This is a genomic window from Microbacterium arborescens (assembly GCF_030369635.1).
GTDB lineage: Bacteria > Actinomycetota > Actinomycetes > Actinomycetales > Microbacteriaceae > Microbacterium.
Genome location: NZ_CP128474.1, coordinates 658,734 through 680,878, shown reverse-complemented (window position 1 = coordinate 680,878; position 22,145 = coordinate 658,734). Strand labels below are relative to the sequence as shown.

Genomic DNA, 22,145 nt, shown 5'->3' with positions numbered 1-22,145 from the left:
CGATGATCATATACGATTTCGAATATGAGACAAGAGCGAGGAAGCTCCGGTCGACCGGGCAAGGTCATCGCGGTCCACCTGAGCTACGCATCCCGGGCGACCCAGCGCGGGCGCACGCCCGCCGCCCCCTCGTACTTCCTGAAAGCGGTGAGCTCGATCGCCACCACCGGCGGCACGGTCGAGCGACCCACCGGCACCGAGCTGCTCGCCTTCGAGGGCGAGATCGCGCTGATCATCGGCCGCGACACCCACCGCGTCGGCCTCGCCGAGGCGTGGGATCACGTCGCCGCAGTGACCGCCGCCAACGACCTCGGCGTCTACGACCTGCGCGCCGCCGACAAGGGGTCGAACCTGCGGTCCAAGAGCCGCGACGGCTTCACTCCCCTCGGCCCCGACCTCATCGATGCGCGCAGCATCGACCCCGAGCGCCTCCGCGTGCGCACGTGGGTCAACGGCACGCTCGTGCAGGACGACACGAGCGCGGGGATGCTGTTCCCCCTGGCGCAGATCGTCGCCGACCTCTCCCAGCATCTGACCCTCGAGACCGGCGACGTCATCCTGACCGGCACGCCCGCCGGTTCGTCGGTCATCGGCCCCTGCGACGTCGTCGAGGTCGAGGTCGACGCGCTCGACACCGGTGCCACCTCCGGGCGACTCGTCACCACCGTCGCGGCCCGCTCCGATGCCGGCTTCGACCCCGCGCTCGGGTCGCTGCCCGCGGTCGACGACGTCCAGCGCGAAGAGGCCTGGGGGTCGCGCGCCGCGGCCGGGCTGCCCGAGGCACCGGCATCCGTTCTCACCGCGGACCTCCGCGCCAAGCTCGAGCGCGTCCCCGTCGCCGCGCTTTCTCAGCAGCTGCGCAAGCGCGGTCTCGATGACGTCTCGATCGACGGTGTGCACCCGATGCACCCGGGCCGCACGCTCGTCGGAACCGCCGCCACGTTGCGATTCGTGCCCTTCCGCGCCGACCTCTTCGCCCGTCACGGCGGTGGCTTCAACGCGCAGAAGCAGGCCTTCGACTCGGTCTCGCCCGGCGAGGTGATCGTCATCGAGGCGCGGGGCGAGACCGGGTCGGGCACGCTCGGCGACATCCTCGCCCTCCGCGCCCAGACCCGGGGAGCCGCCGGCGTGGTGACCGACGGCGGCGTGCGCGACTACGCCGCCGTCGCCGAGATCGGACTCCCGGTCTACACGGCGGGACCGCACCCGGCCGTGCTGGGCCGCAGGCACGTCCCGTGGGAGGCGGGCGGCACCATCGCCTGCGGCGGCGCGACCGTCCAGCCCGGCGACATCATCGTGGGCGACGCGGACGGCGTGATCGTCATCCCGCCCGCTCTCGTGGCCGAGGTCGTCGATGCCGCGCTCGCCCAGGAGGACGAAGACGCCTGGATCGCCGCGCGCGTCGCGGAGGGCGCATCCGTCGACGGATTGTTCCCGATGAACGCGGCCTGGCGCGCCCGGTACGACGGCGAGCGCGGGGCATGACACCGCCGACGCCGCCCCTGCCCGAGACGCAGAGCAAGTCGCAACGCGCGTACCAGTGGATCCGCGAGCGCATCGCCGAACAGGAGTTCACCCCCGGATACCGGCTGGTGCTCGGGACGATCGCCGGCGAGCTCGACATGAGCGTCGTACCGGTGCGCGAAGCGATCCGCCAGCTCGAGGCCGAGGGGCTCGTGACCTTCGAGCGCAACATCGGCGCCCGCGTCGCGATGGTCGATGACTCTCAGTACCGGTTCAGCATGCAGGCACTGTCGATCCTCGAAGGCGCGGCGACGGCGCTCGCCGCGCGTGCGCTCGACGTCGACGACATCCGACGCGCGCGCGAGATCAACGAGCTGATGACCGAATCGCTCGACCACTTCGACCCGCGGTCGTTCACCCGACTGAACCAGGAGTTCCACGCCGTGCTGTTCGAGCGGTGCGCGAACCCGCGGATGCTCGAGCTCGTGCAGACCGAGTGGGCGCGGCTCGGCCACCTGCGCGATTCGACCTTCAGCTTCGTTCCGGGCCGCGCGCAGGAGTCGGTGCGCGAGCACGAGCACATCGTCGCGCTCATCGAACGCGGAGCACCGCTGACGGAGATCGAGCACGCCGCACGACGCCACCGCTCCGCGACTCTCGACGCCTATATGACCCACGAGCACCCCGATCAGGCGCTCGGCCTGCCCAATTTCTGACCGCCCCCGTTGCAAGGACGCACGAGATGACCGACACGACGCTCACCGCCCCCCACACGCCCGCGGACCTGCCCGGCGCCATCCGCCACTACATCGACGGGTCGCTCGTCGACTCGGTCGACGGCGGCACCTTCGACGTGCTCGACCCCGTCACCGGGCGCGTGTACCTGCAGGCGGCCGCCGGCAAGAAGGCCGACGTCGACGCGGCCGTCGCAGCAGCCCGGCGCGCATTCGCCGATGGCCCGTGGCCGCGGATGCTGCCGCGCGAGCGCTCGCGCGTGCTGCACCGCATCGCCGACCTCGTCGAGTCGCGCGACGCCCGCCTCGCCGAGCTCGAGTCGTTCGACTCCGGGCTCCCCATCACCCAGGCGCTCGGGCAGGCCCGGCGCGCGGCCGAGAACTTCCGCTTCTTCGCCGACCTGATCGTCGCTCAGGCCGACGACACCTACAAGGTGCCCGGGCGTCAGATCAACTACGTCAACCGCAAGCCGATCGGCGTCGCCGGACTCATCACGCCGTGGAACACGCCGTTCATGCTCGAGTCGTGGAAGCTCGCCCCCGCGCTCGCCACCGGCAACACGGTCGTTCTGAAGCCCGCCGAGTTCACTCCCCTGTCCGCGTCGCTGTGGGCGGGCATCTTCGAGGAGGCGGGACTGCCGCCCGGAGTGTTCAACCTCGTCAACGGCCTCGGCGAAGACGCGGGCGACGCCCTCGTGAAGCACCCCGACGTGCCCCTCATCTCCTTCACCGGCGAGAGCTCGACGGGGCAGCTGATCTTCGCCAACGCGGCCCCGCACCTGAAGGGCCTGTCGATGGAGCTGGGCGGCAAGAGTCCGGCGATCGTCTTCGCCGACGCCGACCTCGACGCCGCGATCGACGCCACGATCTTCGGGGTCTTCTCGCTCAACGGCGAGCGCTGCACGGCCGGCAGCCGCATCCTGGTCGAGCGCTCGGTATACGACGAGTTCGTCGAGCGCTACGCCGCTCAGGCGAAGCGAGTCAGAGTCGGCTATCCCCATGATCCGGCGACCGAAGTGGGCGCGCTCGTGCACCCCGAGCACTTCGCCAAGGTCATGTCGTATGTCGAGCTCGGAAAGAGCGAGGGCCGTCTCGTCGCCGGCGGCGGCCGCCCCGAGGGGTTCGAGAGCGGCACGTTCGTCGCCCCGACGGTGTTCGCCGACGTGGCTTCCACCGCGCGGATCTTCCAGGAGGAGATCTTCGGCCCGGTCGTCGCGATCACCCCGTTCGACACGGACGCGGAGGCCCTCGCCCTCGCCAACGACACGAAGTACGGGCTGGCCGCCTACGTGTGGACCAACGACCTGAAGCGGGCGCACACCTTCTCGCAGGCCGTGGAGGCGGGGATGGTGTGGCTCAACTCCAACAACGTGCGCGACCTCCGCACCCCGTTCGGCGGTGTCAAGGCGTCGGGCCTCGGCCACGAGGGCGGCTACCGGTCGATCGACTTCTACACGAACCAGCAGGCGGTGCACATCACCCTCGGCGCGGTCCACAACCCGACCTTCGGCAGAAGCTGAGCCGCCGCCCGGAACCGCCGGCCGCACCCGCATCGAGAGCAAGGACGCTGTCATGACCCACCGCGAACAGATGACCCGCACATCGTCGGGATACTTCGTCAGCCCGGAGGCGCCGATCGCCTGCGACGACCCGATCCCCACGCCGGCCGCACCGGCGCCCGACATCCTCCGCTGCGCCTACATGGAGCTCGTCGTCACCGACCTCGCCGCCTCACGCGAGTTCTACGTCGACGTACTCGGCCTGTACGTCACCGAGGAGGACGACGCGGCGATCTACCTCCGCTCGACCGAGGAGTTCATCCACCACAACCTCATCCTGCGTCAGGGGCCGGTGGCCGCCGTCGCAGCGTTCTCGTACCGGGTGCGATCAGCCGAAGACCTCGACCGCGCCGTCGCGTTCTACACCGAGCTCGGCTGCCGGGTCGAACGGCGGCCGGACGGCTTCGTCCGGGGTATCGGCGACGCGGTGCGCGTCGAGGACCCCCTCGGCTTCCCGTACGAGTTCTTCTTCCAGACCGAGCACGTCGAGCGCCTCTCCTGGCGCTACGACCTGCACACACCGGGCGAGCTCGTTCGTCTGGATCACTTCAACCAGGTGACGCCCGACGTCCCGCGTGCCGTGCAGTTCATGCAGTCGCTCGGGTTCCGGGTGACCGAGGACATCCAAGACGACGCGGGCACCGTGTATGCGGCGTGGATGCGGCGGAAGCCCACCGTCCACGACACCGCGATGACCGGCGGCGACGGGCCCCGCATGCACCACGTGGCTTTCGCGACCCACGAGAAGCACAACATCCTCGCGATCTGCGACAAGCTCGGCGCACTCCGCCGGTCGGACGCCATCGAGCGCGGTCCGGGCCGTCACGGCGTCTCGAACGCGTTCTACCTCTACCTGCGCGACCCCGACGGGCACCGCGTCGAGATCTACACGCAGGACTATTACACGGGCGACCCCGACAATCCCGTCATCACATGGGACGTCCACGACAACCAGCGCCGCGACTGGTGGGGCAACCCCGTCGTGCCGTCCTGGTACACCGAGGCCTCCCTCGTCCTCGACCTCGACGGGAAGCCCCAGCCGCTTCGCGCCCGCACCGACGACTCCGAGATGGCCGTGACGATCGGGGCGGACGGGTTCTCGTACACCCGGCCCGGCGACGACGGGCTGCCCGAGGACAAGCAGGGCGAGTACAAGCTCGGCCACCAGCTCTGATCTCCTACCAGCTCTGAGAGGACGCCCATGCTCTCCCCCGACATCGTCACCGCCATCGCGGACGAACTGGCCGAAGCCGATCGCACGCACGGCGTCATCCCGCGCATCACGGCGCGCTATCCCGGCGCCACGATCGAGGACTCGTACGCGATCCAGGGCGTCTGGCGCGATCGGATGATCGCTTCAGGCAGACGCCTGGTCGGACGCAAGATCGGCCTGACCTCGAGAGCGATGCAGCAGGCGACCGGCATCACCGAGCCCGACTACGGCGTCATGTTCGACGACACCGTCTTCGACTCCGGCGTCGAGATAGCGACCGAGAGGTTCTCGAACGTGCGCGTCGAAGTCGAGCTCGCCTTCGCGCTCGCCCGCCCGCTCGCGGGACCCGACTGCACACTCGACGACGCACTCGATGCGATCGACTACGCCGTCCCGGCCCTCGAGATCCTGAACTCGCACATCGAGCTCGAGGGCCGCACGATCGTCGACACGATCGCCGACAACGCCGCCTATGGCGCGATGGTGCTCGGCGCCGAGCGGCGGCGCCCCGACGAGATCGACCTGCGGTGGGTGCCCGCGCTGCTCTCGCGCAACGGCGAGATCGAGGAGACCGGCGTGGCGGCGGGCGTGCTCGGACACCCCGCGACGGGAGTCGCGTGGCTCGCCAACAAGGTCTCGCAGCACGGTGCACGCCTGGAGGCTGGCGAGCTGATCCTCGCCGGATCGTTCACCCGGCCGATGTGGGTGTCGCGCGGCGACGAGGTCCGCTGCGACTATGGCCCGATGGGAGAGATCGCATGCCGTTTCGTCTGAAGCCGACCTTCCGCGACGCGCTCGCCCGCGCGGATCGCCCGCTCGCGGGCATGTGGGTGTGCTCGGGGTCGCCGCTGATCGCCGAGATCTGCGCCGGCGCGGGACTCGACTGGCTGCTCATCGACATGGAGCATTCCCCCAACGGACTCGAGTCCGTCCTCGCGCAGCTGCACGCCGCTGCCGCGGCGCCGGTCACCACCCTCGTCCGCGTCCCGACCGCCGACCCGGTCATCATCAAGCAGGTGCTCGACCTCGGCGCGCAGAACCTCCTCGTGCCGATGGTGTCGTCGGCCGCCGAAGCAGAGGCGATCGTGCGCGCGGTGCACTATCCGCCGCGCGGCATCCGCGGTGTGGGTTCCGCCCTCGCCCGTTCGGCCCGCTGGAACCGCGTCGACGACTACCTGGCCGAGGCCGAGCAGCACGTGTCGCTCGTCGTGCAGATCGAAACCGCCGCGGGGGTCGAGGCCGCCGCGGCCATCGCTGCCGTCGACGGAGTGGACGGCGTCTTCGTCGGCCCGAGCGATCTCGCCGCCTCGATGGGACTGCTCGGACAGCAGACCCATCCCGACGTCGTCGCCGCCGTCCGACGGGTCTTCACCCAGGCCCGAGCGTCGGGCACACCGGTGGGCGTCAACGCCTTCGACCCCGCGCTCGCCCGCGACTACGCCGAGGCCGGGGCGGACTTCCTGCTCGTCGGCGCGGACGTGGCGCTGCTGGCCCGCGGCTCGGAAGCGCTCGCCACGGCCTGGGTTCCCGAGGCCGACCGCACCGCTCGCGCCGGGTACTGACGCGCGATCAGCCCGGCACCGCCCGCGCGACGTGCAGGGCGAGGTAGGCCACTTCCTCGTCGGAGATCTCGATGTCGTGCTGAGTCCGCACGAGCGCGCGTACGCGCTCGGCCGTCGCCGTCGCTCTCGGATGCCGCCGGCTCATGCTCTCGAAGAGGAAACCGTCGTCGCTCTCGAGCATGCGACCCGAGAACACCCGCTCGGCGAAGAATTGCAGGTGCACGAGGAAGCGCGACGAATGCAGGTCGTCGCCGAAGGCGATCCCCGTGGAGTTCGACACGATCGTGGTCGCCGCCGAGATGAGCCGCACGACATGCATCGTGTCGGCACCGGCCCGCCCGTTGGCCGCGTTGGCGAGGTGGAACGCGATGTTCGCCGCCTCCTCGTCGGGCACCGCCACGCGCATGCGCTCCCGGAGCAGGTCGACGCCCCGCGATCCGACGGCGTACTCGTCGGGGTAGACGGTGCGCAGTTCCCAGGCGAGCCGGTTCACCACGACGAGACCGCGGCGGTGCCGTTCGACGGCGAAGTGGAGGTGGTCGGTGAGCGTGAGGTAGATGTGCGGGTCGAGGTCGAGACCCGACGCCACCGCGTCTCGCACGATCTCCCGGGTGAGCTCGACGAACTCACCCGGGATCTGCGCGAGCAGTTCGACGAGGTTGCGCTGATCCGCGTCGTCGAGCGCGACGAACACCCGGTCGGTCGCGCCCTCGTCGACGACGTCGCCGGGCTTGGCACCGAAGCCGATGCCCTTGCCCAGCAGCACCCGCTCGACGCCGCGCTCGTCGTCGACGAGCACGACGCTCGAGTTGAGCACCTTCTTGATGATCTGCATGCCCGTCCTCATCGACCCGGCCTCACGCTCGTGGAGCAGTGGGGTCACCCGAGATCTGCACCGTTCGTGGCGATCACCCGCTGGTACCACCAGAACGAATCCTTGCGTCGACGCTCACCGCTGCCCTGGCCGAGGTCGTCGAGGTCGACGTGAATGAAACCGTATCGCTTGGAGATCTGCGACGACGACGCGCTGATGATGTCGATCGGTGCCCAGCTGGTGTACCCCATCAGCTCGACGCCCTCATCGACCGCCCGGATCATCTCGCGGAAGTGCGCGCGGAAGTAGTCGATGCGGTACGGGTCGTGGATGCGTCCGTCTGCGGTCAGCTCGTCGCGCATACCGAGTCCGTTCTCGACGATGAACAGCGGCTTGCCGTAGCGGTCGTACAGATCGATGAGCGAGATCCGCAGTCCGACCGGGTCGATCTGCCACCCCCATTCGCTGGACTCGAGGTAGGGGTTCTTGACCCCGAGCACCGTGTTGCCCGGCGTCCGCTCGGCATTCGGGTCGACCGACTCGGCGAGGGTCATGTAGTACGACAGCGAGATGAAGTCGACCGGGTGCTCGCGCAGCAACTCGGCATCCCCCGGGGCGAACGGGATCTCGACGCCCTGTCGCGCGAGCGCGTTCAGGGCGAGCCGGGGGTAGGCACCGCCGGCCTGGACGTCCGTGCACAGATAGAGCAGCCGGTCCTTCGCCTGCGTCGCGGCGATGTCGTCGGGGTGGCACGTCAGCGGGTAGGTCTTCAGCATCGTCAGCATGCACCCCATCTGCGACTCCGGCCACATCTCGTGCAGCATCCGGGTCACCGAGGCCGAGGCCACGAACTGGTGGTGGAGGGCCGTGTAGCAGGCCTGCAGGACGCTGCCCTCGACGGTCTCCTCGATGATGCCGCCCGAGGTGAGCGGGTGCCGCACGATGCCGTCGATCTCGTTGAACGACAGCCACAGCTTCACGAGATGCCCGAAGCGTTCGAAGCACGTGCGCGCGAAACGCTCGAACAGGGCGATCGTGCTGCGATCGACCCAGCAGTTGTTCTTCAGGGCGAGAGCGAGCGGCGGGTCGTAGTGCGAGAGCGTGACGAGCGGCTCGATGCCCAGCCGCCGCATCTCGGTGAACAGCCCCTCGTAGAAGGCGATGCCCGCCTCGTTCGGCTCGGTCTCCTCACCCGTCGGGTACAGCCGCGTCCAGGCGATCGACACGCGCAGCACCGTGAAGCCCATCTCGGCGAACAGCGCGAGGTCTTCGGGGTACCGGTGGTAGAAGTCGATCCCGCGGCGCTTGGGGTAGTAGGTCTCGTCGTCATCGGCCATCGCCGCCGTGATGCTCTCGACTGTGTGCGCGTGATGGATCGCGTACTCGCGAGGATCGACGTTCGGGCGGTACTTCGCGATGTCCGAGACGGCCGGCCCGCGGCCGCCCGCGCGCCACGCGCCCTCGGCTTGGTTGGCGGCGAGCGCGCCGCCCCACAGGAACGATTCAGACAGTGCCACGAGCGGCCTCCTTGGTGCGTGCGGTGAAGATGCCGGTGCCCGCCTCGACGGGGCCGGTGAGAGCCTCGACCACGTCGAACGCGTCGCCGTTGAGGACGACGACCGGGGTGATCGTGTCGAACCCGGCGAGATGGATCGCCTCGAGGTCGGCCTCGAGGACGAGCTGACCACGCTCGACGCGATCGCCCTGCGCGACGTGGGCGACGAAGGGGGCACCGTCGAGCTTGACGGTGTCGAGCCCGACGTGGACGAGGACCTCGACGCCGTCGTCGCCGGTGATGCCGAAGGCGTGCTTCGAGGGCAGCAGGCTCGAGACCACCCCCGACAGCGGCGCGTACACCGAGCCGGCGCTGGGACGGATCGCGACGCCGTCGCCGAGGATGCCGCCACCGAACACCGGATCGTCGACGCGGTCGAGCGGGACGACCTCGCCGGCGACGGGGGCGACGAGCCTGCCGTCGGCGACCGGTTCGGCCGCGATGTCGCCCGCGCTGCCGGCCTGAGCCTCGAGCGCGCGGATCGTGCCCGAGTCGGAGTCCTTCCAGATGACGAGCGCGACGACGAAGGCGGTCGCGAAGGCGACGAGGGCCCCGATGACGGCGTGGATGAGGTTCCACGGGTTCAGCACGTCGATGAACATCGAGATGCTCGCCGCTCCGGGGCTGACGAGGGCGAAGGCTCCGACAGCAGCGATGCCGAGGTAGACGCCGCCGGTCAGCGACCCGGCGATCACCGCGAACAGTGCTCGGCGGTTCTGCAGCGTCACGCCGTAGAGCGCGGGCTCGGTGATGCCGAAGAACGCGGAGATGCCCGACGAGATGGCCGTGCCGCGCAGCGTCTTGTTGCGGGTGCGGATCGCGACGGCCAGGCTCGAGCCCGACTCGGCGATGTTGTGGGCGAGTGAGGCCACGAGGTAGAAGGGGTCACGTCCCTGCTGCGCGACGGTCGCGATCGTGGGCGGGATGAAGGCCTTGTGCATCCCGACCGAGATGATGAAGGGCAGCACGACGGCGAGCAGTGCGATGGCGACCCAGCCGAGAGTGCCGTACAGCCAGAGCATTCCGCCGGTCAGCAGCGACCCGAGTCCGTAGCCGAGCGGCCCCAGGGCGAAGATCATGATCGGGGAGACCACGATGAAGCACAGGAGCGGCACGAAGAAGGTGCGGATGGGCCCGGGCGTGATCTTCGTCGCCAGCTTCTCGACGGGCCACAGCAGCAGCACAGCGAGGATCGGCGGGAACACCTGGGCGTTGTAGGCGATCGCCGGGATCGGCAGGCCGAACAGCGCGACGCCACCCTCCTGGGTCAGCAGCCCGGAGAAGGCCGGGAACACCAGCAGACCGACGATGCCGAGGGCGAGGGGGATATTGACGCCGAGCTTCTTCGCGGCGGTGTAGGTCACCAGCAGCGGCAGGAAGAAGAACACCGCGTCGGGGATCGCCGAGAGTACCTGATAGCTGGGATCGGTCGTCTGCATCCACCCGAGCGCGGAGGCGAGGATCAAGAACGACTTGAAGATGCCCGCGCCGGCGATCGCGGGGATGATCGGGGTGAAGACGGCCACGACGAAGTCCATGATCGCCGAGCCCGCGCGCTTCCACGTCAGCTTCTGCCGGGTCTGCCCCGCCGCACGACCGGCCGCGCGGCCGCCGCGCAGTCGCTCGATCTCGGCGAAGTAGTCGCTCACCTTCGACCCGACGATGATCTGCGTCTGGGGGCCGCGCACGACGCCGATGACGCCGGGCACCGCTTTCAGGGCCGCCTCGTCGGCGCGGGCATCGTCGACGAGATTGAACCGGAGCCGCGTCGAGCAATGCTGCAGCGCGGCGATGTTCTCGGGTCCGCCGACATGCTCGAGGATCGCGCCCGCGGCATCCTTCGTGGTGGTCATCTTCGTTTTCCTCCTGTGGAATCCCGGACCGTGCCGCCGGAGCGGCTCCGCTCCGGACCCGGTCGGAGGCAATAAAAAAAGGACCCGAGCGTCGTGCGATGCACGTACGTTCGGATCCTGCCTGCATGACCAGTCACATGTCCGAGATGATCGTCGCACGTTCGGCGGCGGGGTGCAAACGGACGCGGCCGCGGAGCGTGCGGATGGGACGATGGGTGCATGACGAAGACGCATCTCATCACGGGGGCGGGTTCGGGCATCGGCCTCGCGATCGCCCGCCGGCTCGCCCACCGCGGCGACCGGCTCGTGCTCCTCGGCCGCGACGAACCCCGAGCGTTCGAGCTCGCGGACCTCTTTCCGGGCGCCGTCGGCGTCGCTGCGGACCTGCGTCAGCCCGCCGAGCTCGCGGCGGCCCTCGCCGATCGCGTGCCCGATGCGATCGATACGGTGATCCACGGCGCGGGCATCGTCGAACTCGGCCCCGTCGCCGACCTGCCGGTCACCGCGTGGGTCGACCAGCTCACCGTCAACCTCATCGCCGCCGCGGAGCTCACCCGCATCAGCCTGCCCGCGGTACGCGCCGCGCGCGGTCAGATCCTGTTCGTCAATTCCGGCGCAGGCCTCACGGCACACCCCTCCTGGAGCGCGTACGCCGCGTCGAAGCACGGCCTCAAGGCCCTCGCAGACGCGCTCCGCGGCGAGGAGGCCGCGAACGGAATCCGGGTGACGACGGTGTACCCGGGGCGGACCGCCACCCCGATGCAGGCGGAGGTGCACCGTCAGGAGGGCCGCGACTACGACCCCGCCGCGTTCATCGACCCCGAGTCGGTCGCGACGACCGCGCTCGCCGCACTCGACCTCCCCCGGGACGCCCAGGTTCCGGACGTGTCCGTGCGTCCCGGACCGCGGTGACCACGCCGTGCCCGTCTCCGATCTTCCTCCCGGACGTCACCTCGCGCTGACCTGGGGCATCGCCATTCCCTACGGCGGTATGACGACCGCGATGCTCGACCGCAGCCGCCTGTTCGCCGACGCGGGAACACCGGTCGACGTCCTGACCCTCGACGACCGCGCCTTCCCCCTCCCGCCCATCCCGGGCGTCGGAGTCGAGACGTCCGTGACCATCCGCAACCTCTACGACTGGCCGCGCACGGGTGAGGTTCCGACCGGCTCCGGGCTGCCCGACGCCCCGGCGCCGCTCGACCCCGACGGCGACGACATCGTCTGCGATGAGGCCGGCGGCGTGCTCCTCCGCCGGCTGCGGCTCGGCGAGGACGGCAAACCCGTCGACATCGACCACCTCCGCCCCGACGGCACGATCGCGCTGTCGGAGCGACGTGTCGGGGCGCGCGGCCGCGTCCTCCTCGCACGCGACGCCGGCGGCCGGCCCATCCGGGCCTGGCGTCGGCGATACGACTTCTACGCGGACTGGCTCGACCACATCGTGGGCGAGGACGAAGCGTTCCTGATCGTCGACAGCAAGACCGTCGCCCCCTTCGCCGCAGGCTACCGCCGTCGCCGCGTCACGACCGTCCACGTCGTGCACGGCTCGCACCGCGGCCCGACACCCGGCTCGGTACGCGCATCCCGGCAGCCGGTGTTCTCGCGGCTCACCGATTTCGACGCCGTCGCGTTCGCGACCGAGGCCCAGGCCGCCGACGTCCGCGCGATCGTCGGGCCACACCCGTTCCTCACCAGCGTCGCCCACCCGGTCGCCCCCGTCGACGTCTCCGCGCTGCCGCAGGAGTCCGAACGCGAGGACGCCGTCGTCATCGCCCGCCTCGAACCCATCAAGCGCGTCGAGGATGCCATCGCCGCGATGCGCCGGGTCCACGGTGACACCCGCGGCCACACCGCGATGCGCCTCGACGTCTACGGCACCGGGTCCCAGGCCGACCAGCTCGTCGCGCTGGCTGCCGACGACGACGGCATCCGCTTCCACGGTCACACGGACGACCCCGCCTCGGCGATGGCCACGGCGAGCCTGCTCCTGCTCACGAGCCGGTCCGAGGCGTTCGGCCTCGTCCTGCTCGAAGCGATGGCCGCGGGCTGCCTTCCCATCGCGTACGACATCGCCTACGGGCCGGCCGAGCTCATCCGCCACGGCGAGAACGGCTGGCTCGTGCCCGACGGCGACGTCGACGCACTCGCCGACGCCATCCGGGCCGCAGCGGCGCTCGACCCCGCCCGACGAGCCGCGATGCGGCGGAGCGCGCGAGCGACGGCATCCGCCTACAGCGACGCGCGCATCCGCAGCCGCTGGGCGAGCGTCCTCCGGACGGCGCGCCGCCGCCGGCGGACGCGAGGCGGGCTGCGTCGCCTGGCGGCGACCGCACGCCGGATGACGGGCGCGCTGCGACGACGCCTGCGTCCTTCGCGCCGTTAGCTCGCCCACGTCCGGCTCGTCAAGGGCCACTCGGAACGGCGAGCGGGTGGTGCACCCTGTCGTGGCACGAGGGGAGGCGAGCACCGCGATGGGCGTACTGAGATACGGGTCGGACCTGATCCCCATCGTCATGCCCGACGATGTGCTCGCTCATCTTCAGCTCGTGGTCGCGGCCAAGCTCGGCGCAGGCGAAGGGTTCACGGTGAGCTGGCGACACGGCGACGGACAGGGGCGGAGCACGCTGTGGTTCGAGCGCTCGATCCCGCTCCGATTCGACTTCGCATCGCCGCACCCGGTCGTCACTGACCCGCGGCGCGTGCGGGCAATGATCACCGAGGCCGCTGCGGTCACCGGGCTTTCGCTCGGCACGCTGCCTTCCGAGGCCTCATGACCGGGATCCTGACGTCGCACGCCGACGCCCGCTGGCTCGTCGCGACTCCCGAGTACGCCGGTGTCACCGCTTACACCGGCGGGATCGGCCGCCACTACGCTGCCCTCCTTCCGGCCCTCGCGCGCCAGGGGATCGCGGTCGATCTCGCGATCGAGACGAACGACGAGCTCGTGTCCGACGACGTGGGCGACGGCATCCGCCTGATCGGCGGCGGCGTGCGGCGCGCCTACCGATCACGCCGCCATGACGTCGTCTTCGCACCCGAGTGGCGAGGCCTCGCGGCCATGCTCCCCCGCACGGCGCCGCTATTGACGAACCTCGCGACCGGGGTCCGGCTCGCCGACGAGGTCTCCGGGTTCCGTCCTGCCGACCTGCCGATCGGGCAGCGTGTCGTGCGTGCGCGGCAGGCCGCCGCCGAACGGCGCCAGCTGTATCGCTCCGCGGGTCTCATCTCCATCTCCCGCGCGATGCTCGAGCGCACGAGCGACCTCTACCCGGGATTGCCCCCGGCTCGCGTCGTGCGCAACTGCATCGACGTCGACGCCGTGGCCGCCGCCGCGGCACGCGCCGGGGTCCCGCAGGGCTGGCCGGACGATGAGGCGCCGGTCGTGCTGTTCCTCGGACGGTCCGAACGTCGCAAGGGCATCGAAGACGCATTCTCGGCCTTCCGGCGCGTGCACGAGGAGCTACCGCGGGCGCGGCTGGTCGTCGCCGGGGCCGGCGGCGATGCCCGCTACGAGCCGACGCGTGCCGCGCTCGTCGAGATGCTGCCGCCGTCGGCGCGCGACCGCGTGACCTGGCTCGGGCACGTGCCCGGTGACGAGCTCTACGGGGCCATCGCTCGCGCCGACGTCGTCATCTGCCCCTCGCGCTGGGAGGGATTCGGCAATGTCGCCCTCGAGGTCAAGACCATCGGAACCCCGCTCATCGTCACCTCCGGCAGCGGGTACGACGAATTCTGCACCGACGGACAGGACTGCCAGAGCGTGCCGCCCGCGGATCCCGAACGCCTCGCCGCCGCCATCAACGTCGCGGTGCGCCATCCGGCGTGGGCACGCACCCTCGCCGAACACGCCCGCGCTCAGGTCGCCGACTTCGCCCCCGACCCCGTCGCCCGCGACCTGATCGGCGCCGCGACCGACCTCCTCGCCGGCGCGATCAGGCCGAGGCTCGACGCCAGCCGTCGTCCCCGCTGACGATCGCTCCGGCCCGCTCGAAGGCTTCCAGCCAGCCCGTCATGGGCCACTCGCCCCACTTCCGGGCGAAGAGGGCACCGTTGCGCAGGATGTCGTCGAGGTGCTGCCACGGCGGCGAGGACGTCTCGTGATACTGGTGGTACGCGTCGGCACCGCCCACCCAGATCATCGGGATCGATGCACGCCGCAGGGAGAACGCGAAGTCGGTGTCCTCACCCCCGTATCCCTCGTACCTCTCGTCGAAGCCGCCGACGGCCCGCCACACGGCGGGCGTGGTCGCGAACGACAGCGACCAGAACAGCGGGTACTCCTCCGGGGCGGCGCGTTGCAGGGCGCCCGCCGCCGGAGCCGGGCGCGCCGCGTGGGGCGCGGTGGCCGCGCGGAGGGAAGCCGCATCGAGTGCGGCTTCGGCGGGCAGATACGTCACCGGCCCGCACAGGACCGCATCGGGGTGCTGACCCGCCGCATCGCGGTAGCGACCGACGAGCTCGGGCCCGGGAATGCAATCGGCGTCGAGGAAGATGAGCAGTCTCGCCCCGAGGGCCTCCGCGGCGCGGGCGCCGGCATTGCGCGCCGCCGCGAGCCGCAGGCCGGCCGCTCCCGGAGCGACGCGCACGACGCGCTCGGCATCGAGGTCCGGCGCATCGTCGTCGCCGATCCACACGACGACGCGCGCCAGGCCCGCCGTCGCACGCAGCTGATTGCGCAGGTGCCCGAGGCGAGGCGCCGAACAGAGCGTCACGATCGCGACATCGCTCATCGAGCCTCTCCCGTCCGCAGCTCGGCGCTGATGACCGCGGCAGCGCGCTGCGCCGCTCCTTCGGTGCGCCACGCAGCCCAGGCCTCGCCGCCGCGGGCGGATGCCTGCCCCAGCAGGTCCGGCCACCGCGCCGGCTCGGGCCACCCGGTCAGGGCGACCGCGAGGCCCGAGCGTCCGAGCGCCGACGCCGTCGCGTGCTGCTCGGCGAACGGGCGTTCCTGCGGGATGACGACGGCGGGCGCGCCCGCCGCAGCGAGGTCGGCGACGGCGTTCTGGCCGCACCACGACACGACGACGGATGCCGTCGACAGCGCCTCCCACGGATCGGCCGTCCATGAACCCGACCCGGCGCCGAGCACGCGCCACGGACGCCCCGACGCGCTCTCCGCCGCCGCGATGTCGTCAGCGGAGACGTCGGCTCCGCCACCGCCCCCGAGCAGGACGACCTCACCACCGCGTGGGCGGGCCGGGCGTGCGCGGCCCGCGAACCGCGATATCCCGCCCACGAACGCGACACGGTCACCCAACGAGGTCAGATGCCGGGGCGCGTAGAGCTCGACCGGCCACGGCGCGATGACGCGCCGTGCCGCCGCGAAGGCCAGCCGGTGGGGCTCGTCGATGCGGTCGCCGGGCTGCGTGACGATGATCACCGGGACGCCGAGGAGTCGGACGAAGAGCGTCACCTCGGCAGAGACGTCGACGACGAAGGCATCGACGTCTCCCATCGCGACCGCCGCCGCGATGACGGCGAGCCGAGACCGATGGCCGGCGTGGCGCAGGGGCGCCCAGTGCAGGAGGCCGCCCGCCGTCGGATCGTCGCCGGGGAGAGCCGGGGCCGGCTGGTCATCGCGCGCGAGGCCGACCCACGAGACGTTCGCAGGTAGGTCGTCGGGAGCGGGCAGCGAGCTGAAGCAGACGACGTGGGCATCGAGATGGGGCGCGATCGCCCGCATCCGCGTGAGGTGCCCGCGGCCGTGATGATGGACGTACCAGCCGATGCGCCCCGTCATGCCGGCAGCTCGGCGGGCGCGGCTTCCGTGCTGAGCGACGCGAAGATCTCCTCCAGGGCGGTCGTCCGCGCATCGAGGGAGAACCGATCGACCGCACGCGCGCGGACGGCTCGACGGAAGTGCGGATCACGGCCGTGCCCCCACATCGCCTCGACGGCATCCGCCATCGCCGCGACGTCCCCGGCACCGACCAGACGCATACCGATGCTCGCAGCGGCGATCTCGGGCACGCCGCCCACCGCGAAGCCGACGACCGGCGTTCCGCACATGAGGGCTTCGGGCCCCACGAGCCCGAACGGCTCGGCCCATGCCGGCGTGGCGAGCGCGACCGCGGACCGGCCGACGAGCACGGCGAGCTCGCGCGGCGTGAGCTCGCCGACGAGGGTCACGTCATCATCGAGCAGCGGGGCGAGCACCTCGTCGGCGTACGCGCGATCACCCACGCGACCCGCGATCGTCAGGCGTCTCCCGAGCGCGCGGGCGACGGCCACCGCCAGGTGCGGGGCCTTCTCAGGCACGATGCGGCCGAACCAGACGAGGTCGTCGCCGCCCGGACCGATCGTCCACACTCGGGGGTCCACCCCGTTGGCCAGCAGAGTCGAGGCGACTCCCGCGTGCTGCCATTCGCGGCGGGTGTGCTCGCTGACGGAGAGGAACGTGCTGCCGCGGCCCGCAGCAGCACGATGCGCGCGCACGAAATCGTCGTCCACCGGAGTGTGCAGGGTCGTGACCATCGGCACATCGAGCTGCGGGGCCATCTGCAGCGGCAGAGCATGCAAGCAGTGGTTCGAGATCACGTCGACATCGGCGGCGCGCGACCCGAGGGTCTCGAGGGCGCGGCGGAGCTTCGGCACGCTGAGGGTCTCGTAGGCGGGCGGATACGTCTTGTCGGTGCGCACCGCGTCGGCATCCCAGCCCAGCTCGGGCATCTCCCACACGCTTCCGGGCTCGACGTGGTCCGACCCGGTCACCGCGACGACCGTCACCTCATGGCCACGGGCGCGCAGGGCCTCGACCTCCGACCACACCGCGGCCTCGAGCCCGCCGGCGTGGGGCCTCCGGATCGGGAAACGCAGCGGGGCGATGACGGCGATGCGCAGCGGACGCCCCGTCACGAGGCACGCTCGCTGCGCAGCCGGCGGTACAGTCCGGCGTGCGCTGACGCCGTCGCGGCATCCTGCTCCCGGCGTCGCGTGCGACGCTGTTCGATCAGCTCGGCGCGCGCGATCGAACCGGGCCGTGCCGCGTCGTCGCACGACAGCAGTGACCGCAGCGCCGCCGTCAGAGTCTCGACGTCGCCCGGACGGAAGCTCGCGGTCGAGGCGTCGTCGTGCTGATCGGCGAAGTGACCGACGTCGGGCACCGCGACGGGCACCCCCAGGTCCCAGCACAGCTCCAGCCACCCCGAGTGGCTGCCGTAACGGTAGGGCAGCACGCAGACGTCGAGCCCGCTGAGCGCAGCGTTCAAGGCGGCGTCGGGAAGCCGGCCCTGCTCCACGAGGACGGCGTGAGGGTGACCCGCCACCGCGGAACGGACTTCATCTCGCGCGTCCTGGTCGCGCACAGACCGGTGCATGCGGATCTCAGCGACGGCGTGGTGTCCTTCGGCACGCAGGCGCTCGATCGCCGCGACCAGCGTCCGGGTGCTCGTGGGTCCATCGGTTCCGGGGCGGAGGTCCTTCAGGTGCATCCCGACCCGGAGCTCCTCGCTCACGGCCACGACGGAGGGGCTCTCTCCCTCGTGGAGGATCGCCGGGTGCGGCAGCACGAGCGCATCGCGCCCCCAGCGATCCCGCACCTCGGCGGCGGCCCCCGGTGTCAGGGTGACGAGCGCATCGGCCAGCGGCACGAGCTCGTCGAGCTGCGCGGCGTAGGTGCTCTGGTCCGAGAGCTGCGGATGCGTCAGGTCATGAACGGTGAACACGACGGCCCATCCCGCCGCGTGTGCTTCCTCGACGCAGGCCGTCAGATGCCCGGCCGGGAACGACTCGGTGCCGAAGTGGACGTGCAGGATGTCGGCGCGGTCGGCGTTCCGACGGATCCAGTCGGGGTCGAGAGCCACGGGAGGCCACCAGACCCCCTCCGCCGCCCCCGGCACCGGCGGATCGGGCAACAGATCGATGCCCGCGGCATCCGTCACACGCCGCGCATACGGATGCCCGGCGGGCACCGCCACGACACGCACGTCGGGTGCACCGGACATCTCGTCCAGAGGCGCGCTCGCGGTCACGATGGTCACGGTTCTCCTTGCTGGAACCGCCGAAACGAGGCGATCCGAGTCGGACGCTAGCCCAGCGCATCCCCCGGCGCTTCGCACTTGCGCGAACCTCAGACGACCGGTAACGATGACCGGATGCCCGCCGCCGCCCCTCCTCTCTGCCTCGTCTGGGGTCCCGCCGGACACGGGGTCACCGATTACGGCTCCGACGTCGTCGCCGCCGCCCGCCGGCTCGACCCGAGACTGCGCAGCGTCGCTGTGTCCGATCTCGACGGCGCGCTGGGGGCGATCGCGCCGGGAGAGCACGTGCACCTCCACGCGACCGATCGACTGCTCGGCTCGAGCCTCGAGGCCGCCGCCGCGGCGGTCGAGGCGCTCAGCCGCGTCTGCCGGCTGAGTCTCACGCTGCATGATCTGCCGCAACCGTCCGACGGCACGAAGTACGACCGCCGCGTCTCGGCCTACCGCCGCTTCTTCGACGCCGCCGACGCCGTGGCCGTCAACAGCGACCATGAGCGTCTGCTCGTGTCGGAGCACCTCGGCGACGGGCTGCGGCCCCACGTGATTCCGCTCGGAACCCGCGTCGGTGCAGCTCCGGTGGTCGACGTTCCGGCCACCGTGGCCGACCTCGTCGTCCTCATCGCCGGGTTCGTCTACCCCGGAAAGGGCCACGAGCCCGCCCTCCGCGCCGCCGCCGCGGCGGTGGACGCGCTGCGCGCGTCGGGCCGGCCGGTCGGCGACGCCGTCGTCCGCGCCCTGGGCGCCGCTTCGCCGGGTCACGACGACGACGTCGCGGCTCTTCACCGCCTCGCCGCCGACCTCGGCGGCAGATTCGAGATCACCGGGTTCCTCGGCGACGACGACTTCAGCGCTCGGTTGCACGAGCCCGGCATCCCCGTCGCCGCGCATGAGCACGTCTCGGCGTCTCGGTCGATGCTCGACTGGATCGAGGCGGGACGCCGACCACTCGTCGTCCGCTCGCGGTACAGCGACGAGATGGACCGGTTGCGGCCCGGCACGTCGATCCTGTTCGATCCGGCCGAACTCGCCGGTCTCCTCGCGGCGGCGTGGGAGGACCCGGCCACGACGCGCCTCGAACCCGGCCACCCGCTGCGTCCCGATCTCGCCGATGCGGCCGGGTCGTACCTCGCCTGGTGGCGGGGGATGTCGCGGTGACTGCGGCCACTCCCGCCGGCACCCCGCTGCCCGGTAACCGGTGGGATCTCCTCGACGGCCGCTGGCCCGACGAGCCGCCGACGGTGTCGGTGATCGTCGCGCACTATCGCCAGCCCGAACAGCTCGCCCGTACTCTCGCCGCCCTGCGGTTGCAGGATCATCCGGCCGACCGGCTGCAGATCATCGTCGCCGACGACGGCTCGCCCGAGCCTCCCGCCGTCCCGGCGGGCGTCGAGCTCGTGCGCCACGAGGACCGGGGCTTCCGGCTCGCCGCCGTCCGCAACCTCGGAGCCGCGGCGGCGCACGGCGACGTGCTGGTGTTCCTCGATGCCGACACCGCCCCCGAGCCCGCCTTCGTGCGCGAGCTGACCCGCCTGCCCGCACTCGCACCCGACTGCGTCACGGTCGGGAGGCGGCGGCACGCCGACCTGTCGGGGGTCGATGCCGCCCGACTCGCCGAGCAGGCGGAACAGCGGGCGTTGCCCGAACCCGGCTGGCTTGCCGCGGAATATCGCCGCACCGAGAACCTCCTTCTCGCCGACGACCGCAGTTACCGCCACGTCATCGGCGCGGTCATCGCGTGTTCGCGCGTCTTGTTCGACGCGACGGGGGGCTTCGACGAGACCTTCACGACGTACGGCGGCGAGGACTGGGAGTGGACCTATCGCGCGTGGCTGCACGGTGCGCTGCTCGCCCACGTGCCCGCAGCGGTCGCCTGGCACGACGGACCGGATGCGGCCGGGCGCGATGAAGGGGCGGTCGCGCGCCGGAACGCCGAGACGATCCGACTGAGCGATCTCATCCCCGTCGTGGGGTCCGCCGGCCGCGGCCTGCGTCCGACGCACCCCGACATCGCCGTCGTCGCACCGTCTGATGCGAGCGCCGGGCAGCGGTTCCTCGCTCTGGACAGCACGTTGGCGGCACTCGGCGCAGCCTCGGGCCGCGCTGCCGCGCTTCCGCAACGCCCTGATGCGGATGCCGACGCGGATGCCGCGTTCGACCGGGTCCGGGTCGTCATCGAGCTGCTGCGTCCCGTGCGTGTCGCCGCCGACGCCGATGTCCTCGCCGCGTCACTGGCGCGGATCGACGACGAGGTCCTCGGGCAGCTGACGCTGCACTCGCCCGATGGCGAGCCGCTGGTGCGGATGACCTCGGTGCGCGCCCGAGCCCGCGCGGAGCGCTGGCAGCGCTCCGACCTCTTCCCCGCGGCGTCGGCGACCACCTCGGCGATCCGTGTCGTCACCGACGAGCCGGACCTCGCCGCCTACCTCGGCGGCTGGGGCTGAGCGGCGGCGGCATCCCACCAGTGCAGCACGCGTGACGCGATGAACGTCAGCCACGGCGACGGTTCCCCCTCGGCGACGTCGATGTCGAACCAGACGCGCCCGGCCAGAGGCCTCCCCTGGTGCCACGTGCCGTCGGCCGCGCGCGCGGCGCGGACCATCTCGATCGCCTCCGCCATCCGCGGGTCGGGGGCCACACCCTCAACGAGCGCGGCGGCGCGAAAGTGGTCGAGGGCGACGAGCACGCTGTAGCGGTGGCGGTTGGGGTAGACGAACTCCGTCACGAAGTCGCCCACCGGCTCGCCGGTCGAGGCACGGAAGGCCAACCGCCGTGACAGCAGGTACTCCTCGCCCCGGTGCCGGCTCTCGCGGAGGGCCGGATCGCCCGTGATCTGCTCCCACGCGAGCATGCCCCGCAGCGCGTTGAGCGTCGAATGGAACGACCCGCGGGTCGACCGACCCTCCTCCGCCTCGCAGTTCCACCCGCCGTCGGCGAGCTGATGCTCGGGGAACCACCGCGCGAGCCGGCTCACGTCGACGCCCAGCCAGGCACCGGTTGCGAGCGTGTACGAGTTGATGCACACATCGATCTCGCCGTCCCAGTAGGGCAGGTCGTCGTACTCCCACCGGCTGTTGCGCCGGAGCCGTTCCGCGGTGTCGCCGAGGACGGCCGCATCCAGACCCCACTCCCGCAGGTCTTTCAGGGTCCAGGTGGTCGCCGTCCAGGGCTGTCCCGGCGCGCGCACCTCGGGGCTGTCGAAGAACCCCGCGGGGAAGTAGGCGCCGCCCTCCCACTGGCCGTCCTCGCCCTGCTCGCGAAGCAGGCGCGCACCGTTGCCCTCCGTGGCGACGCGGGCACGCGTTGCCTGCCACACCGCAGGTGGAGCGCCGATAAGGTCGCGCTCCACCTGCCAGCGCAGCGACGGGTCGGTGTCCAGAAGCCACGCCAGCGTGCCGTCCGTGTCGGTCAT

The 22,145-nt window shown here is 71.4% G+C and carries 20 protein-coding genes; 12 read left to right on the top strand and 8 right to left on the bottom strand.

Features of this window, described 5'->3' with window-relative positions:
• The first annotated feature begins 24 nt into the window (after positions 1–24).
• From QUC20_RS03095 to QUC20_RS03070, 6 genes are read left to right on the top strand one after another with little or no spacing between them, the layout of a single operon-like run.
• The gene (locus QUC20_RS03095; protein WP_289330921.1) at positions 25–1,485 is read left to right on the top strand and encodes a fumarylacetoacetate hydrolase family protein; all 1,461 of its coding nucleotides are present in this window, start codon (positions 25–27) and stop codon (positions 1,483–1,485) included.
• The gene (locus QUC20_RS03090) at positions 1,482–2,180 is read left to right on the top strand and encodes a GntR family transcriptional regulator (protein WP_289330920.1); all 699 of its coding nucleotides are present in this window, start codon (positions 1,482–1,484) and stop codon (positions 2,178–2,180) included. Before QUC20_RS03095 ends, QUC20_RS03090 begins: the two co-directional genes overlap by 4 nt.
• A gap of 26 nt (positions 2,181–2,206) precedes the next feature.
• Positions 2,207–3,718, top strand: coding sequence for a 5-carboxymethyl-2-hydroxymuconate semialdehyde dehydrogenase (hpaE, locus tag QUC20_RS03085; RefSeq protein WP_289330919.1), 1,512 nt, complete (start codon positions 2,207–2,209; stop codon positions 3,716–3,718).
• A 52-nt stretch (positions 3,719–3,770) separates the two neighbouring features.
• Entirely contained in the window at positions 3,771–4,931 is a 1,161-nt protein-coding gene (hpaD, locus tag QUC20_RS03080) for a 3,4-dihydroxyphenylacetate 2,3-dioxygenase (RefSeq protein WP_120263423.1), read from the top strand.
• Between the two features lie 27 nt (positions 4,932–4,958).
• Positions 4,959–5,744: a 2-keto-4-pentenoate hydratase gene (locus tag QUC20_RS03075; protein WP_120263424.1), complete on the top strand. Its 786-nt coding sequence runs from the start codon at positions 4,959–4,961 to the stop codon at positions 5,742–5,744.
• Positions 5,729–6,532, top strand: a complete 804-nt coding sequence (locus QUC20_RS03070) for an HpcH/HpaI aldolase family protein (protein ID WP_120263425.1) — start codon at positions 5,729–5,731, stop codon at positions 6,530–6,532. Before QUC20_RS03075 ends, QUC20_RS03070 begins: the two co-directional genes overlap by 16 nt.
• A gap of 7 nt (positions 6,533–6,539) precedes the next feature.
• On the opposite strand, the gene QUC20_RS03065 is transcribed toward QUC20_RS03070, so the two are convergent.
• From QUC20_RS03065 to QUC20_RS03055, 3 genes are read right to left on the bottom strand one after another with little or no spacing between them, the layout of a single operon-like run.
• On the bottom strand, positions 6,540–7,367 hold the full coding sequence (locus QUC20_RS03065) for a PRD domain-containing protein (protein WP_120263426.1): 828 nt from the start codon (positions 7,365–7,367) through the stop codon (positions 6,540–6,542).
• Between the two features lie 44 nt (positions 7,368–7,411).
• Positions 7,412–8,863, bottom strand: coding sequence for a family 1 glycosylhydrolase (locus tag QUC20_RS03060; RefSeq protein ID WP_120263427.1), 1,452 nt, complete (start codon positions 8,861–8,863; stop codon positions 7,412–7,414).
• Entirely contained in the window at positions 8,850–10,754 is a 1,905-nt protein-coding gene (locus QUC20_RS03055) for a beta-glucoside-specific PTS transporter subunit IIABC (RefSeq protein WP_289330918.1), read from the bottom strand. Before QUC20_RS03055 ends, QUC20_RS03060 begins: the two co-directional genes overlap by 14 nt.
• A gap of 219 nt (positions 10,755–10,973) precedes the next feature.
• On the opposite strand from QUC20_RS03055, the gene QUC20_RS03050 reads away from it, so the two are divergent.
• The 4 genes from QUC20_RS03050 (at position 10,974) to QUC20_RS03035 (ending at position 14,727) form a co-directional block, all read left to right on the top strand.
• Positions 10,974–11,666: an SDR family oxidoreductase gene (locus tag QUC20_RS03050; RefSeq protein ID WP_289330917.1), complete on the top strand. Its 693-nt coding sequence runs from the start codon at positions 10,974–10,976 to the stop codon at positions 11,664–11,666.
• Between the two features lie 7 nt (positions 11,667–11,673).
• Positions 11,674–13,140 carry a glycosyltransferase gene (locus tag QUC20_RS03045; RefSeq protein WP_289330916.1) on the top strand — a complete coding sequence of 489 codons (1,467 nt, stop codon included), beginning with the start codon at positions 11,674–11,676 and terminating at the stop codon, positions 13,138–13,140.
• Between the two features lie 88 nt (positions 13,141–13,228).
• A complete protein-coding gene (locus tag QUC20_RS03040; protein WP_289330915.1) occupies positions 13,229–13,531 on the top strand; it encodes a DUF7882 family protein in 303 nt (100 codons plus the stop codon).
• Positions 13,528–14,727: a glycosyltransferase family 4 protein gene (locus QUC20_RS03035; RefSeq protein ID WP_289330914.1), complete on the top strand. Its 1,200-nt coding sequence runs from the start codon at positions 13,528–13,530 to the stop codon at positions 14,725–14,727. Before QUC20_RS03040 ends, QUC20_RS03035 begins: the two co-directional genes overlap by 4 nt.
• Here the strand turns inward: QUC20_RS03035 and QUC20_RS03030 are convergent.
• The 4 genes from QUC20_RS03030 to QUC20_RS03015 are packed head-to-tail and all read right to left on the bottom strand — an operon-like array spanning position 14,690 to position 18,736.
• Positions 14,690–15,487: a glycosyltransferase family 2 protein gene (locus QUC20_RS03030; RefSeq protein WP_289330913.1), complete on the bottom strand. Its 798-nt coding sequence runs from the start codon at positions 15,485–15,487 to the stop codon at positions 14,690–14,692. The two genes, QUC20_RS03035 and QUC20_RS03030, sit on opposite strands and share 38 nt — an antisense overlap.
• Complete coding sequence (locus QUC20_RS03025; protein ID WP_289330912.1) at positions 15,484–16,497, bottom strand: glycosyltransferase; 1,014 nt, start codon at positions 16,495–16,497, stop codon at positions 15,484–15,486. The genes QUC20_RS03030 and QUC20_RS03025 overlap by 4 nt, the downstream gene beginning before the upstream one ends.
• Entirely contained in the window at positions 16,494–17,612 is a 1,119-nt protein-coding gene (locus QUC20_RS03020; RefSeq protein WP_289330911.1) for a glycosyltransferase, read from the bottom strand. Before QUC20_RS03020 ends, QUC20_RS03025 begins: the two co-directional genes overlap by 4 nt.
• Positions 17,609–18,736, bottom strand: a complete 1,128-nt coding sequence (locus tag QUC20_RS03015; protein ID WP_289330910.1) for a glycosyltransferase family protein — start codon at positions 18,734–18,736, stop codon at positions 17,609–17,611. Before QUC20_RS03015 ends, QUC20_RS03020 begins: the two co-directional genes overlap by 4 nt.
• A 114-nt stretch (positions 18,737–18,850) precedes the next feature.
• Here QUC20_RS03015 and QUC20_RS03010 point away from each other — a divergent pair, with 114 nt between their 5' ends.
• Both QUC20_RS03010 and QUC20_RS03005 read left to right on the top strand, forming a co-directional pair.
• On the top strand, positions 18,851–19,891 hold the full coding sequence (locus QUC20_RS03010) for a glycosyltransferase family protein (RefSeq protein ID WP_289330909.1): 1,041 nt from the start codon (positions 18,851–18,853) through the stop codon (positions 19,889–19,891).
• Complete coding sequence (locus tag QUC20_RS03005; RefSeq protein ID WP_289330908.1) at positions 19,888–21,177, top strand: glycosyltransferase; 1,290 nt, start codon at positions 19,888–19,890, stop codon at positions 21,175–21,177. The genes QUC20_RS03010 and QUC20_RS03005 overlap by 4 nt, the downstream gene beginning before the upstream one ends.
• Here the strand turns inward: QUC20_RS03005 and QUC20_RS03000 are convergent.
• On the bottom strand, positions 21,156–22,145 hold the full coding sequence (locus QUC20_RS03000; protein ID WP_289330907.1) for a squalene cyclase: 990 nt from the start codon (positions 22,143–22,145) through the stop codon (positions 21,156–21,158). The genes QUC20_RS03005 and QUC20_RS03000 overlap by 22 nt on opposite strands.

What these genes read in the sequence shown, in the direction of transcription:
- QUC20_RS03095 (WP_289330921.1), top strand. Translation starts at nt 25, where the DNA reads ATGAGACAAGAGCGAGGAAGCTCCGGTCGACCGGGCAAGGTCATCGCG.
- QUC20_RS03090 (WP_289330920.1), top strand. Translation starts at nt 1,482, where the DNA reads ATGACACCGCCGACGCCGCCCCTGCCCGAGACGCAGAGCAAGTCGCAA.
- hpaE (WP_289330919.1), top strand. Translation starts at nt 2,207, where the DNA reads ATGACCGACACGACGCTCACCGCCCCCCACACGCCCGCGGACCTGCCC.
- hpaD (WP_120263423.1), top strand. Translation starts at nt 3,771, where the DNA reads ATGACCCACCGCGAACAGATGACCCGCACATCGTCGGGATACTTCGTC.
- QUC20_RS03075 (WP_120263424.1), top strand. Translation starts at nt 4,959, where the DNA reads ATGCTCTCCCCCGACATCGTCACCGCCATCGCGGACGAACTGGCCGAA.
- QUC20_RS03070 (WP_120263425.1), top strand. Translation starts at nt 5,729, where the DNA reads ATGCCGTTTCGTCTGAAGCCGACCTTCCGCGACGCGCTCGCCCGCGCG.
- QUC20_RS03065 (WP_120263426.1), bottom strand. Translation starts at nt 7,367, where the DNA reads ATGCAGATCATCAAGAAGGTGCTCAACTCGAGCGTCGTGCTCGTCGAC.
- QUC20_RS03055 (WP_289330918.1), bottom strand. Translation starts at nt 10,754, where the DNA reads ATGACCACCACGAAGGATGCCGCGGGCGCGATCCTCGAGCATGTCGGC.
- QUC20_RS03050 (WP_289330917.1), top strand. Translation starts at nt 10,974, where the DNA reads ATGACGAAGACGCATCTCATCACGGGGGCGGGTTCGGGCATCGGCCTC.
- QUC20_RS03040 (WP_289330915.1), top strand. Translation starts at nt 13,229, where the DNA reads ATGGGCGTACTGAGATACGGGTCGGACCTGATCCCCATCGTCATGCCC.
- QUC20_RS03035 (WP_289330914.1), top strand. Translation starts at nt 13,528, where the DNA reads ATGACCGGGATCCTGACGTCGCACGCCGACGCCCGCTGGCTCGTCGCG.
- QUC20_RS03030 (WP_289330913.1), bottom strand. Translation starts at nt 15,487, where the DNA reads ATGAGCGATGTCGCGATCGTGACGCTCTGTTCGGCGCCTCGCCTCGGG.
- QUC20_RS03025 (WP_289330912.1), bottom strand. Translation starts at nt 16,497, where the DNA reads ATGACGGGGCGCATCGGCTGGTACGTCCATCATCACGGCCGCGGGCAC.
- QUC20_RS03010 (WP_289330909.1), top strand. Translation starts at nt 18,851, where the DNA reads ATGCCCGCCGCCGCCCCTCCTCTCTGCCTCGTCTGGGGTCCCGCCGGA.
- QUC20_RS03000 (WP_289330907.1), bottom strand. Translation starts at nt 22,145, where the DNA reads ATGACCGACACGGACGGCACGCTGGCGTGGCTTCTGGACACCGACCCG.